This window comes from Colwellia sp. 12G3 (assembly GCF_002836775.1).
GTDB lineage: Bacteria > Pseudomonadota > Gammaproteobacteria > Enterobacterales > Alteromonadaceae > Colwellia.
Genome location: NZ_PJAQ01000006.1, coordinates 151130 through 165062 on the forward strand (window position 1 = coordinate 151130; position 13933 = coordinate 165062).

General features: G+C 35.3%; 9 protein-coding genes and 1 pseudogene. 4 read left to right on the top strand and 6 right to left on the bottom strand.

All coding sequences use genetic code 11. From position 1 onward, the window contains the following. Positions 1-3 precede the first annotated feature (3 nt). Positions 4-1575: a tetratricopeptide repeat-containing sulfotransferase family protein gene (locus tag CXF71_RS02365; RefSeq protein ID WP_101231390.1), complete on the top strand. Its 1572-nt coding sequence runs from the start codon at positions 4-6 to the stop codon at positions 1573-1575. Positions 1576-1875: 300 nt separating this feature from the next. On the opposite strand, the gene CXF71_RS02370 is transcribed toward CXF71_RS02365, so the two are convergent. Both CXF71_RS02370 and CXF71_RS02375 read right to left on the bottom strand, forming a co-directional pair. Further along, on the bottom strand, positions 1876-2706 hold the full coding sequence (locus tag CXF71_RS02370; RefSeq protein ID WP_101231391.1) for an SDR family NAD(P)-dependent oxidoreductase: 831 nt from the start codon (positions 2704-2706) through the stop codon (positions 1876-1878). 487 nt (positions 2707-3193) lie between these two features. Further along, positions 3194-5344 (bottom strand): response regulator, encoded by a 2151-nt coding sequence (locus CXF71_RS02375; protein ID WP_198559811.1) that lies wholly within the window; start codon positions 5342-5344, stop codon positions 3194-3196. A 516-nt stretch (positions 5345-5860) separates the two neighbouring features. On the opposite strand from CXF71_RS02375, the gene CXF71_RS02380 reads away from it, so the two are divergent. Further along, positions 5861-6259, top strand: coding sequence for a hypothetical protein (locus CXF71_RS02380; RefSeq protein ID WP_101231393.1), 399 nt, complete (start codon positions 5861-5863; stop codon positions 6257-6259). Between the two features lie 431 nt (positions 6260-6690). Here the strand turns inward: CXF71_RS02380 and CXF71_RS02385 are convergent, their stop codons facing one another. Then, a complete protein-coding gene (locus tag CXF71_RS02385; RefSeq protein ID WP_101231394.1) occupies positions 6691-7338 on the bottom strand; it encodes a tetratricopeptide repeat protein in 648 nt (215 codons plus the stop codon). A 634-nt stretch (positions 7339-7972) separates the two neighbouring features. Between CXF71_RS02385 and CXF71_RS02390 the strand changes: the two genes are divergently transcribed. After that, a complete protein-coding gene (locus CXF71_RS02390) occupies positions 7973-8422 on the top strand; it encodes a hypothetical protein (protein ID WP_101231395.1) in 450 nt (149 codons plus the stop codon). A 305-nt stretch (positions 8423-8727) separates the two neighbouring features. On the opposite strand, the pseudogene CXF71_RS02395 reads toward CXF71_RS02390, so the two are convergent. From CXF71_RS02395 to CXF71_RS02405, 3 genes and pseudogenes are all read right to left on the bottom strand, one after another. Continuing rightward, positions 8728-10339, bottom strand: a pseudogene (locus CXF71_RS02395) (SulP family inorganic anion transporter). A gap of 378 nt (positions 10340-10717) precedes the next feature. Further along, the gene (locus CXF71_RS02400) at positions 10718-11659 is read right to left on the bottom strand and encodes a universal stress protein (RefSeq protein WP_101231396.1); all 942 of its coding nucleotides are present in this window, start codon (positions 11657-11659) and stop codon (positions 10718-10720) included. 437 nt (positions 11660-12096) lie between these two features. Continuing rightward, positions 12097-12534 (bottom strand): phosphate-starvation-inducible PsiE family protein, encoded by a 438-nt coding sequence (locus tag CXF71_RS02405; RefSeq protein WP_101231397.1) that lies wholly within the window; start codon positions 12532-12534, stop codon positions 12097-12099. A 234-nt stretch (positions 12535-12768) separates the two neighbouring features. Here CXF71_RS02405 and nhaR point away from each other — a divergent pair, with 234 nt between their 5' ends. After that, positions 12769-13674 carry a transcriptional activator NhaR gene (nhaR, locus tag CXF71_RS02410; protein WP_101231398.1) on the top strand — a complete coding sequence of 302 codons (906 nt, stop codon included), beginning with the start codon at positions 12769-12771 and terminating at the stop codon, positions 13672-13674. Positions 13675-13933: the final 259 nt, after the last annotated feature.

Below are 13933 nucleotides of genomic sequence, written 5' to 3' on the forward strand. Positions count from 1 at the left end.
CGTATGTCCAACAAAATAAAAACCTTGCATCAACAAGCGCAAAAAGCATTAAATCAAGGCTTGTATCAACAGGCACATCAGCAGTTGATTTTGATTTTACAGCAAGATAAATTTTTTGCTGATGCTTATTTTTTGTTAGCCATGATAGCCAGTGCACATAATAATTTAGTAAAAGCCATTGAATTGATTAAACAAGCCAATTTGCTTGCGCCTAACAATGCCGAATATTTATCACAACTTGCCAAGCACTATGCGTTGGAAAACGATCATGTGCAAGCGGTGCACTTTGCCGAGCTAGCAGCTCAGTTAACCTCTCAATCATCATTAACTTTAGATACCCTTGGCGTGGCATATAGCCAAATGGGTTTACATGAAAAAGCGGTTGGTTTTTTCAAAAAAGCCGTTGCCATTAACAACAATAATCCAAATTATTTTTTTAATTTAGGCGCCTCATTAAAGTTTACCGGTGATTTTGACGGTGCTAAAAATGCCTATGAAAAAACTATTTCAATGGTGCCTAATTATTACAAAGCACATGCGGCATTGACCGGCTTAGGTAATATATCTGCTGATTCAAATCATATTCCCCAACTTGAGCAACTGTTTAGCCAAGCACAAAAGGCAGATGACAGATTATATATAGGTCATGCTCTAGCGCGAGAATATGAATCATTAAAAGACTTTGATAAAGCATTTTACTACTTAAATTCGGCAAAAAAGTTAAAGCTAGAGCAGTTTAAATACAGCATAGATGAAGACAAAGAGTTATTTAAAAGCCTTGAAATATATTTTCAAAATGACGATCGTGCACCGACAAAAGGCTTTGAGACTGATGAACCAATATTCGTTGTTGGTATGCCAAGATCAGGAACAACCTTAGTTGAGAGAATTATTTCACAGCATTCTGAAGTAACCAGTGCTGGAGAATTGCAACACTTTGGTTTACTACTGAAAAAAATGGCGAAAACTACCAGTAACCGCGTCATTGATGCAGAAACGATAACAGCGACAAAGCATATAAACTTTGCAGAATTAGGTAGCGCTTATATTGAAAGTACACGGGCTATAACAGGGAAAACAGCAAAATTTGTAGATAAAATGCCGCTAAATGTACTTTATGTTGGCTTTATCTTACAGGCTTTACCAAAAGCTAAAATTGTTTGTCTAGATAGAAATCCACTCGATACCATTGTGAGTAATTTTCGACAGCTTTTTGCCGTTAACCAATCGTATTACAGCTATTCATATGATTTAGAAAGTACCACTGAATTTTATTTATTATTTAAACAATTAGCGACCTTGTGGCTAAAACTTTATCCCGAAAATTTCTATTTCATTAATTATGAAAAATTAGTTAATGACCCTGTAAATGAAGCTCGACAGCTGATTGAATTTTGCAATCTTCCTTGGCAAGAGCAATGTGTAAATATTCATCAAAATTCAGCCCCCGTTGCCACAGCCAGCGCGCTGCAGGTACGTAGTCCTATTAATAACCGCTCGGTAGGTAACTGGAAAAAATACGACGCTTACCTCACTCGTGTAAAAGAGATATTAGCCTCTAAAACATCGCGCTAATCTTATACCAATTTCATTAAATTACATGGCTATGTAGTTAACTCAGGCCATCATTGTAAACGTCATCTTCGAAGTCACTGATCGAAGATCCATTGCTCTTTAAAGACTGGATCCCCAATTAAGACACTACGGGGATGACAATCCTGAACCATGTGCATAGGCATGTTAAATTATTGCTCACTTGTGCTGGCAAAAATACTCCACAACTGCGTTGCTCTCATTCCCGATAGCCAGCTATCGGTCAATCGAGCGCCTTGTCCTAGTTATTTATTCACATGAATTGACTTAATACTTGGTTTTTTATGCTTTGTTTCTGTAACGCTCTTTAGCTTTTCGCCCTTTTTCGTAAAGTAATGGTCTCAAAAGGCGTCTCAATGTAGGAAACAAGTAAGAAATAGTCGTTAGCCAACCACTTGAATTGGGCAGTGATATTTCTATTTTCTCTCCTTTAGCTACGCTAATGATGGCATTAGTAACTTGTTGCGGGCTGCTCATCGGCTGGGAAAAGACAATGTCTTCTACTTCATCTATTTCAGACATAATAAAACCGGTATTAATTGGCCCTGGAGAAACTACACCTACGCTAATACCAGAGCCTTTTAATTCATCAGCAAGTGCGTAACTAAAAGCACGCAAGCCTGACTTAGTTGCTGAGTAAGTTGCCGCACCTTGCAATGGGGTACGGCCAGCTAAAGAGCCTACATTAACTATTCCTCCCACTCCCCCTTTAGCAATACTCCTTCTGATATACGGTAATATTAATGCGGTTAATTCTATAGGAGCACGTAAATTAACATCCACCATCTTAGCTAATTGTTCTGGCGAATTGTTTTCAACTTCACCTCGTTTATGGTAGCCAGCATTATTAATGAGGTAATGAATAGCGCCAAACTTTTTCTCGGCACTTACCAACATTTTTTGACAATCTGAAGAGCTAGACACATCCATTGCTATGGTTAACACTGAAGTGCTAATTGAAAGTTCTTTGCTAATTTCATCGAGTGCTTTTTGCCCCCTAGCTAATAAAACAAGATTTGCGTTCATTTTCGCAAATGCTTTAGCGGTTTCTGCACCGACACCCGCTGACGCACCAGTGATGATGACAGTTTTCCCTTGAAAATAAGTTGTCATTTAATGCTTCCTATGTGGTTTACAGATAATGTCGACAAGGTTTTTTTATTGTTGAATTAGAAGTCAGTATGCCAGAAAACGGGTCTTTAAAACTATCTAAAAACACATCGTTTATGTTGCATATAACCTTACAGAAAAGCTCAACACTATTGATATGGATATAGCGAATTCTTTCTATATGAGTTTAAGTACTGGAAAGAACGACTAAATATTTGCATCAACATCAAATTCAATCACCGATGACGATATAGCCGCCTGAGCATTAGCCGATGAGCTAAACTCAATGCTGAATAGCACAAGTTAATAGCAAGATATAACCCGTTTTATAATAACAATAAAGTTTGTCTTTAGTGGGGGGATATTAAGGTTTGTCCATAAGAGTTATGTACTTAAATTTTCACTAATACCACTTTGCTGACCTAAATAATCGATTGAAATAATCCTGTTTTATGTTCACTTAAATACGATATGACGTTTAGATGATTGATTATTCCAATACGTTCAGTTTAATAGTTTCAGATACCAATTTTAACATTTTATTCATTTGAAAGGGTTTTTGAAGATATCCCGCAACCCCTTTACCGTAAAATTTTTCTTGAATGTCATGTTTACTAAACCCACTACACAATATCAATTTAACATTCTTGTTAATTCGACGTAGTTCTCGAAAAGCTTCTTCTCCGTCCATATGAGGCATAGTTAGATCCATTAAAACAGCATCAATGCTTTGCTGATGCTCTTTATAGACAGATAGTGACTCTAGACCATCTGCAGCTTCAAGCACCTGATAACCAACAGTTTCTAACATTGCACGCGTCATACTTCTGATTATTTCTTCATCATCAACGATTAAGACTGTGCCACTAAACTGACATTCAGTGAGAACATCTTCGTCCGTGATCCTATGTAATTTTACGTTGGCACTTGTTTCTGATTGTGGTAATAAAATCTTAAATGTAGTTCCTATATTTTCTTCACTATAAACTTTAATTGTACCTTTATGTGCCCTGATAATTCCTAATACTGCGGCTAAACCTAACCCTCTTCCTGTAAACTTTGTAGTGAAGAAGGGATCGAAAATTTGATTTAAGCTATTTTTGTTAATTCCACATCCAGAATCTGATACCTCTATAAAAAGATATGCGTCACTATTAGGCTGATTAGTGGTAGGCGACTTCCAACTAGATAATTCAGTCGAATCAAAATATTCTTTGTCACAATACATCAAACCAGTAGAGATTGCGATAACGCCGCTTTTCTTCGATATTGCATCAGAAGCATTGATTACTAAATTCATTATAATTTGTCGCAATTGAGTTTTATCAACGTCAATAACAGGCAGTGACTCGGCTAAATTCAACTTAATGACGGCATTTTTAGAAATAGATATTCTTAATAAATGTATCATATCTTCAATAAATGGGTTGATATGAATGGGAGTTTTAGTAAAAGGGCTTTTACCTGAATATGCTAACATTTGTTGAGCTAATTCAGCAGCTAGTACCGTACTTTTTTTAACTGATTCAATTAAAGCTGTAGCATTAGAATGTTCTGGTAGAGTTCTCAAAGCTAAATCAGCATTCCCCATGATCGTCGTCAATATATTATTAAAATCATGAGCTATTCCCCCAGCCAATAAACCTAAACTTTCTAACTTTTGAGTGTGATGCATTTTTTGAGCTTGCTCTTGGTTTTCAAAAGCAAGTTGCTCTTTTCTTTCTTCTGTAAGACAACGAGCAATATGGTAGGAAGCAGAAGAAGAAAATGAAATCTCATCAACTTGCCATTCTCTTTTCTTTCCAATGTGCTCTGAACATAAAACGCCAGTAAAGTGTTCGCCTGAAGTAACGATAGTATCCAACATTGAAGTTATACCTAATGGCAAAAGGTAATTTTCACTAAACTCAGAGGTTCTTGGATCCGAATGGGCATCACTAGCATCAATTACTTGACTGATTGATAAGGCGTTAAAATATTTAGGATAATTATCAGCACTTAAATTTATATCATACTCAAATTCTCCTGAAGTTCTATGGTACAAAGCAACACAACTTAAAGATGTATTATCAACTACTTCCCATAAACTGATTCGCGCAACATCTAAAGTTGATGCGCTGATTTGAAGAATATTTTTAATAATATCGAAAGCAGGGTTCTTTTTTGAATAACTAAGTTTTGAAAAAGTGACCTGTGCATCTCGTTGTTTAGCTAGTCGTTTTTTTTCTTGCTTTAACTCTTTTTCCTTACTTTTATTCTTGGTGATTTCCTGTGTATAACCCAAAACACTCTGTTGAGAGCCTGCTGCATCATACAATGGGATAAAGCAGGATGAATAAAAAATTGGTAATTCTGACATAACCTCAAATTCAAAAGTAGAGCCTTCTCCATTGAAGGCTTTATCTAGCAATGCGGAAATTCTTGGTTTATCTCTCTCTGCGACAAAATCAAGGTAAGGCTTTAGATAAACGGCACTCTCTTCCGTCTCGTTAACCATACGGAGTCCTGTTGGGTTCATTGATATTAAATTACCATCAAGGTCTATTTCATGTACACAAAAGGGTAAAGAAGCAACTAATGAACGAAATTGACCGTGTGTTTTTTGCACTTCAACGTTATTTGCATTAGTAGAGGGATTCATTCTTCTGTCCTTAAAAATTAACATATAAATGACAATAACATTACTATTTCACTTTCCAATTTATTAGGGGATTTAATTAAATGGATTTTTAAACATATCATGCTAACCCCTAGTGTTTATTCTATGTAGATACTGTTTATAAAATAAAGCACATTAAGATAGTACAAAAACTTGCTGACAATAAAAAGAATATAATCAAATATTTCACTATGAAAGTTCTGTAAATAATTTGGCTATAGAGCCATTTCGGTAACATACTCCCGAAAGACTTTTATTATATGGATAAGGTCAACTTATGGCTAGTTGAAGAAGTCACTAATAATCACTAGCTCAATGTTAACAAAGAGACGATAGCTGACATGATTGAACTGCAAGGATGATGACATTTCCGTTAAAGTTGACCACTAAATACTGAATACAAATCCGTGGACAAAATTATTTAACCGCTACATAACGTAAAGTTTGAATTAAATGTGTGCTATAAATATGAAAAGTATGATGTTAAGGAGGTCCATCTTGTCTCAGCCAATTCCAACTAAGTTTTTAGATATGTTACCGTTGCCTGTTATAGTGGTAGAATTTACTGAGGAGACACTTAATCATACTTTTATCTTTTTAAATAATAAGTTTAATAGCATTATTGGCTGGAGTCTTAAAGAAATACCAGATAAGGATCATTGGTGGCAAAAGGTCTACCCAGATGTACAGTATCAAAAAGTTGTTGAGAGCTTATGGGAATTGAGTATGGAGTCCTTAGACTCTGACAACGATAGTTTTGTTAGTATGACGGTTAATATTAAAACAAAGCACAATGGTGTTAAGCGGTTTAATGTTTGCACTGAGTTGAAGAATGTTCTAATTGACGGTTATTATGTTGTAACATTTGAAGAAGTTAATGAATCTCAAGACAATTAAGCAACCGAATCATCTAGATATTTTGTACATTTCTCGGTAGCTAAAGAATGCTCTAATTCTCACTGGTTCTATGTTAACAAAGATACGATAGCGGACGCTCCCAAAAGATAAAAACATGGTCTATTGATGATAACTTTTTGCCAATAACCTGTTAAGACTGAATGAGAACAAAGCCACCAAAGACATACGTCAGATACTAAAAAGCCGCCTCAAAAGGACGGCTTTGTTAAACAGAAGTGAACAACAAAAAATTCTACACTAGGTTATCGACACGTTTACCATTTAGTTGACCTTCCTCGATAACGAAAACTCTTACAATCATGATAACAAAGCGCAGGCCAGCGGACATGAATTAGTGTATAAAAATAAAAACATTCTTTTTAAGCGCTTACATAATCTTGCTCAGCGGTTTTTCAGTATCAGACAATGGCCTATTTTTGAACTTGTGTAATTTCTTTTCCATCGGCATAAATTAAACCAAGGTTTCTTTTAGCATTTTCATCACCTTGTTCGGCTGCTTTTGTATACCAACCAAGAGCTTGCTTATAATCCTGAGCAACACCTTGCCCTTTTTCATACATAAGCCCAAGGCTATATTGAACCCCAGCATTTCCGTCCTCAGCAGCTTTGCTATACCACTTAAAAGCTTGCTTGTAGTCTTGTGCAATCCCCTTCCCATTATAATATATAAGTGCAAGGTGATACTGAGATCTTGCATTACCTTGTTCAGCTGCTTTAGTATGCCACTCAATCGCTTGTATAAAATCCTGAGCGACCCCTTTTCCTTTTTCATACATGATAGCAAGGCTGTATTGATGCCCTGCATTACCCTGTTCAGCAGCTTTTCTATACCAGACAACAGCCTGCTGGTAATCTTGTGTAACCCCACGTCCTTTAGTATACATAAAGCCAAGGTAACTTTGAGCCCCTGCATTACCTTGTTCTGCGGCTAATTTAAAAAGAGTGATAGCTTCGGCGTAATTATTATTTTTATATGCAGTCTTCCCTTTGTCAAAGTCATCATTAGCAACTGAAGAAAAAGTCAAAAGTATAAATAAAAAGAGGGTGAGTAAACGCATTAAAAATCATCCTTATTTTTGTTATGAATAAATAATCTACGACAACATAGGTACAAGATCAACACAATTAAACTGTAACATCACATTATCTCTGCGATATAAAATATTTAGAGCAAGAATCTACTACTAACCCAAAAATATACTTATTATTTTTATAAATAAATTAACGTAAACTAGTTTTTTTTCCCAATTTTTTATCAGAACAGCTTATATTTAATATTCGATGTCAGCTTTACTTCATACAGCAGCAATTCAGGTTGGAGTTATGTTAACGACCGTAAAGTTGCCGCAGTAAACAATAGATTTGAATCGAGATACGTTTCTAGACATGAAGACTTTATTGTAAAATTTAGTATTTAGAGATGATACACCGCAGGCAGCTTTGATACGTTAGTTGACATTGTTATTCAAACTCAAGTGTAGATAATTATATGTAATGTATAAGTAAAAACTGACATGAAGAATATTTAATTAAAAACCATTCATAAAACCATTATATTTGAGGTGCCTACTTGTTTTCATATCTATTATGTATTTTTCTCAAACGAGCAAAATACATGTGTTGTTCTATACTTGCTGAGCTTAATGCGATTTATGTTGTGTATTAGGGAAACTAATCCAAGGAGAAATAACAATGAAAAAAATTAGTATTTATATATTAACGCTATTAATCAGTTTAAATGTTTTTGCTAAAGACCGATTGGAAATATTTCAAGACTATGACCTAAGTAAAGAAGTACTTTCTGTAACTACAGTCAAAGTTGATCCCAATATGGAAGATGTTTATTTAGCCGGTTTAACAAAAAGTTGGATAAAGGCAGTAAAAATTCAAAAGGAGTTAGGCCACATAAAAGACTGGAATATATGGGCTAGTGAATTACCGCAAAGTGGCGATTTTAATTTGGTATTGACAGTCACATTTGCAAGCTCCCAAGATTTAGATCCCAATAAAGCGAAATATGATAAATTCATGAAAAAATGGGGGGAAGAAAATCAAAAAATATCCCAAGAAACCTCCGCAAAATATCCTGAAGTGAGAGAGTTAACCGGTGAGTATCGATTAAGAAAAATAATTTTTAAATAACAACTTTTAATTTTGCTATAACTAATTTCTTATATAGAAACTGTATCTGGTTATAGCAATTTCAAGTCACTTCAATATCTCGTTTTATCAAATGAATTTGTCGTAATCAATCAATTTTATAACGTCTTCTTTGGCTAGGAGCGGAACAAAATGGGGTTAAAGATCCTAAGGCGCTTTGTGCCCCATTGTGAGATAGACGTAGGTTTACTATTACCAGTTAGTTGCCATGTAAAAGTAAGTGATCGTCCCATTGTTTGCTAACTTCATTTTTATTAACAATACGTTAGACTTACCATTTGATAATTTTACGTTGAAACATAGATAAGCGCTGCTTGTAAAGCTTGTTCTCTATCTAAATAATTGTTCTCTATTGTAACCAAAGTTAATACTTGGAATTTATCCAATTGTTGTCTGGTTTCAGTATTTGGGCATATTAGTAGCACTTCACAATGAGCATCTAATGCATCTTTTATTGCATTCTCAAGTGCAAGACCTACGGTTACATCAATCATAGGTACATCGGTTAAATCTAAAATCATGACTTGATAATCAGAAATACTCGCATGTTGGCGTGATATCGCTTTGGATACACTAAATATCATGGGACCTGATAAATAGAAAAATAGAACTTTACCCTCCGCTTTATCTAATATTTCACGCTCACTAATACTAAGTGGAACAACGTTATCATCTCCATCACTTATTGCTTTCACTTTTCGTGCTTGTACCTTACTGAGTTTGTCTATGATGATGATATTCGAAATAAAGACACCTAACCCAACTGCGGCAATTAAATCAACAAAAACAGTAAGTAGCATTACACCATACATTATGACCATGCCCTGAATACTGACTTTGTGCGCTCGTTGAATAAAACTCCAATCTAAAATATTTAGACCCACGTACACTGCAATACCTGCTAATACAGCCATTGGAATAGGCTCACGCAACTAAAACAACCAAGGCAAGCACCAAAGCTCGAATCATACCTGACAGCGGAGATCGGGCTCCTACTTGTATATTTGTGACTGTACCCATTGTTGCACCTGCGCCAGGTAATGCACCAAACAAGCCTGAGATCATATTGGCTAATCCTTGCCCTCGTAATTCTTTATCTGAATCATGCTCTTTACGTGTTAATGAGTCTCCAATAACAGCAGTGAGTAAAGTATCGATACAGCCTAAAGTACCTAGAACTAAAGCATCTATTACCATAGTGGTAAACATATCAGCGTTGAAATGAGGGATGACAATAGACGGTAATCCCGCAGGTATTTCACCGATTCGACGAATGCTGTCAGTATCAAACAACAACATTGATAGTAGTGTTACAGCGACCAGTGCGACCAATTGAGCTGGCACATATTTTCGATATTGTTTAGGAAAATAAAATAATACCCCTAAAGTCAATAAACCTAGCAGTAACTCACTAAACTTTATATTAGACAAAGTATCAGGAAGCGCTGAAATTGTACCTAAAACACCACCGGAGGGCGCTGAATGTCCTAGCAAGGGTGATAACTGTAGGATGATTAATATGACACCAATGCCTGACATGAAGCCTGAAATAACACTGTATGGCATTAAAGTTACATACTTTCCAAGTTTTAATGTGCCCAGAAGTATCTGAAAAGCGCCAGCCATCATTACCACTGTAAATGACATTGCCATACCTGTTTCTGGGTATTTAGCCATCATACTGGTTAACACAGCCGTCATAATCACGGTCATTGGACCGGTTGGCTCTGAAATTAAAGAGGTTGACCCACCAAAAAGAGCGGCAAAAAAACCAACCATGATGGCGCCCCAAAGGCCAGCTTCAGCCCCTGCACCAGAAGCAACACCAAAGGCAAGCGCTAAAGGTAAAGAAATGATCGCAGTGGTAACACCACCAAAGATATCACCCTTTAAATTCATATTATCAAAACGATTTCCAAGCAAGAAAGGAACTCCTGTATAAATATTAATTAAACCGCGTTTAAGTATATCATTGCCCTTTTAATACTGGCGGTTAAAATTTGCTGTATTCATTCAAAAAAGGCTATTCGTTAGCAAATATTGTTTTGACTTTTACCCATAAAATTAAAACCACGCACCTTATTGCGCTTTAACTCTTTTGTTAATACATTTTTGACTTACCCACTGATAGCTATAAGAATAGATTCTCAATGACGATTTTTTCGCTTATCGGCTTTTGATAATATCGACATTTAATTTAACATTAAATAATCTCTTAATACTCCTAATATAGGTGACATGAATGAGGTTATGTCATAGAACTAATCTCGGTCATTACTACGCAACAGGTGAAACAAACCCTTCCGGTTTTAGTGTTAATACTGAACATGAAACTTCACTTAAGATAGATTCAGCTGTATTGCCGATAAAATTCCCTGGTATACCAACTCGACAGACAGTCCCCATTACAACAAGGTCAATTTCGTTTTCCTGGACATACAGTGGTATCTCTTCTTGAGCATCCCCCTCGAGAAGTTTAATGATTGGAGGATTAATATGAAATATTGTCTTTTCAATTACTTCATCAATATACTTTTGTATACTCTGCTGTTTTTTCATCACTAATTCGAGGCGTTCAAACTCTGACGTTGCCCCCCACCCTTTCAAATAGGTTTCATCAGGAAGCTTCCAGGCATGAATGACATGTAGTTCTGCATTTTCTATCTCTGCTATATTAGAAGCCATACGTAAAATACTCTCGTTAAGCTTATGGCCTTCTTCTGTTGGTGCATAGGCATCAATAGCAGCAACTATACGTTTTAATGGCTTTGATTTATTTGAACCAAGCGCTAATACAGGGCATGGACATTTCCTCATAAGATGAACTGCAGTGCTACCAAAAAACCTTTTACGTCGGTGGCTATTAGCCTTCGCGGCTAAAATAACAAGATCATAATTATCTTTCTGTACTTTCTTCGCCACTTCTATAAAGGGTAAGCCAACGGCGTTGAATGTATCGATTGAAGTGAAGTCACGTTGGAATTTTTCAACTATTTTACGTAATGAGACTTGTTGCTCTTCATGTAAGTTAGCCATCAACGCTTCTAGTGGCAACTTACTACCCCATGCAAGTTGATCTTTAGGAATTTCCTCTGTAACGCTAAAAAATGTCACGTGTGAATGTTGTTTTTTAGCGATCCTATTTGACTGTGAAATAACAGAGGGTTTAATTGAATTTGCAGAGGTCGCAACCAATATTTTTTTGAAAATATCCATCATCTATCTCCTAAATTTTTACAAAAATCTACCCTTGATTCCACACCGTAAAATTAATATTTACTGCAGATTTATTGCGACTCAAGTTTAGAAAAGGTCGGATTGTAAATCTCACTACTAATTATCAAAAAATTGTAATTTTAATAAGAATTAATGTAGTGATTTTTCTAAAAACCAAATCCGTAGATGAAGTTATACCTAAACCTTAATAACAACAAAAGCAGTATAAACCTTCATCTTTATCAACTTTAAATTGACAATTAGCTTTTATCACAAGAGATAACATTAAAAATTTTGAATAGAGGAAACTATCAAAGACCTATTTAAATATATTGAGGGTTTATCTGCATAAAGCTGATTGAAACGATAGGTAGGTGTTTAATATTAGGGAGATATTAGAATATCCCCCTAATTTATGGTGAAGTATTAAATAACTAAATTTATTTTTTACCTACAAGGTAATAAGTAACGCCTAGTGCCAGTACAACAAAGCCAACTGCAAATATATGCATAGGCATGACTTCATTAAAATCGATAATAATAATTTTTCGTGCCATTGCCATTAAAGCGGTTGCTACAACCAACTTTAAGGGAATCACATCGGTTCTTAAATATAAAACAATGTTTTGAAATATTTCGATAGCTATTAAAACCGCTAAAAATGCAGCAAATACTTTAAAAATGTCGGAAAGCATTAATAGCATGAACGGTGGCTGTATTAGCTGCTGATAAAATACATAGACGACATCAGCGACGCCAAAAAAAATCACGGCGACCATTAAAATAGCTAATATTCTTATCGCAACTTTAATAGACTTATGTAAAAAAGAAATCAGGGGGTCATCGTGATCTTCGGGTAATTCATCATGCTTAGTCATCAAGTTCCTTAAACGAGTGTGAGTTTTTTATAGGTAGTTTAAATAAGGGTTTACTGTCATTTATAAATATCAATGAGAGCTACATCCATTGCTAGCACTACCACATACTTTATAAAACGTAACTTATAACTGAACCATAAAAACAATAAAAGTCGTATATACTTACCTTGCTATCAACTTAACGTTGATAACAAGTTTTCTATAATCTACAAACATTCAATTAAAGAAGTCACTATGGCAAAGTTAAATTATCATCACTTACAGTATTTTCACGCGATTGCTACGCATGGAAGTATTGCTAAAGCTTCTAGTGTTATTCATATTACACCACAAACATTAAGCGCTCAGCTTAGTTTATTAGAAGATCAATTAGGCTATAAACTTTTTGAGAGAAAAGGAAAGCGACTCATATTGAACGAAATGGGACACATCACTTTCCGCTATTCCCAAGAAATATTTAGTTTAGGGGATGAGTTGTTACACTCGCTTAAAAATCATTCAACTGACTTTGCATTTAAATTTTCTGTCGGCGTGACTGATGTTATTGCTAAAGTTTTTTCATTCAACTTTCTAAAAACAATTTACAACATGGATGATTCAATTAAATTGGTGTGTAAAGAAAGTAGTTTAGAGGTATTACTAGGCGAGTTAGCAACAAATAAATTAGATGCGGTGTTAAGTGATAAATCGCTACCGGCTGGCTCCCCATTAAAAGCATATAATCATTTAGTAGGGACATGTGGACTTAGTTTCTTTGCTCATAAAGACATAGCAGATAAATTAAAAGACAACTTCCCAGAATCATTAGATAACAAGCCATTTTTTATCGCTGGTGAAGGTTCAAATCAACGCTTAAGCGTACTGTCATGGTTCGAGCACATCAATATTTCGCCTTTAATCATTGGGGAGTTTGATGACTCCGTTTTAACAAAATACTTTGGTCAAGCTGGGTATGGCGTATTCTGTGCACCAACGATAATCGACGAACATGTGATGGAGCAATTTGGCGTTAAATTAATTGGCAGAACAACCGAAATCACTGAATACTACTACTTAATTTCACCTGAACGAAAAGTCAAACACCCTGCGGTTCAGCACCTTTTAAAAGAAGGAAAAAAACTGTTTAGCTACAATGACTAAAATTTGAGTCAAGGCAAAAAATATAATAAAACAAGCATGAACGCTGTCTCACTTTATGCCCCTGAGCACCATAGAATCATAAAAATTTTAATACCTAAAATCATATTAATCTAATGTCAGCTTTTGGTGTTTTTAATCAAATTAGAATTTTTGACTTCACAGGCTTTTGATGAAATTTAGAACAATTCTATTATTCAACGCAGAGCTAATTTGTGTCGGTTCGAATGTCGCTAGATAAGCCAAGGCTAATGTCCGTTTT

What these genes read in the sequence shown, in the direction of transcription:
- CXF71_RS02365 (WP_101231390.1), top strand. Translation starts at nt 4, where the DNA reads ATGTCCAACAAAATAAAAACCTTGCATCAACAAGCGCAAAAAGCATTA.
- CXF71_RS02370 (WP_101231391.1), bottom strand. Translation starts at nt 2,706, where the DNA reads ATGACAACTTATTTTCAAGGGAAAACTGTCATCATCACTGGTGCGTCA.
- CXF71_RS02375 (WP_198559811.1), bottom strand. Translation starts at nt 5,344, where the DNA reads ATGAATCCCTCTACTAATGCAAATAACGTTGAAGTGCAAAAAACACAC.
- CXF71_RS02385 (WP_101231394.1), bottom strand. Translation starts at nt 7,338, where the DNA reads ATGCGTTTACTCACCCTCTTTTTATTTATACTTTTGACTTTTTCTTCA.
- CXF71_RS02390 (WP_101231395.1), top strand. Translation starts at nt 7,973, where the DNA reads ATGAAAAAAATTAGTATTTATATATTAACGCTATTAATCAGTTTAAAT.
- CXF71_RS02400 (WP_101231396.1), bottom strand. Translation starts at nt 11,659, where the DNA reads ATGATGGATATTTTCAAAAAAATATTGGTTGCGACCTCTGCAAATTCA.
- CXF71_RS02405 (WP_101231397.1), bottom strand. Translation starts at nt 12,534, where the DNA reads ATGACTAAGCATGATGAATTACCCGAAGATCACGATGACCCCCTGATT.
- nhaR (WP_101231398.1), top strand. Translation starts at nt 12,769, where the DNA reads ATGGCAAAGTTAAATTATCATCACTTACAGTATTTTCACGCGATTGCT.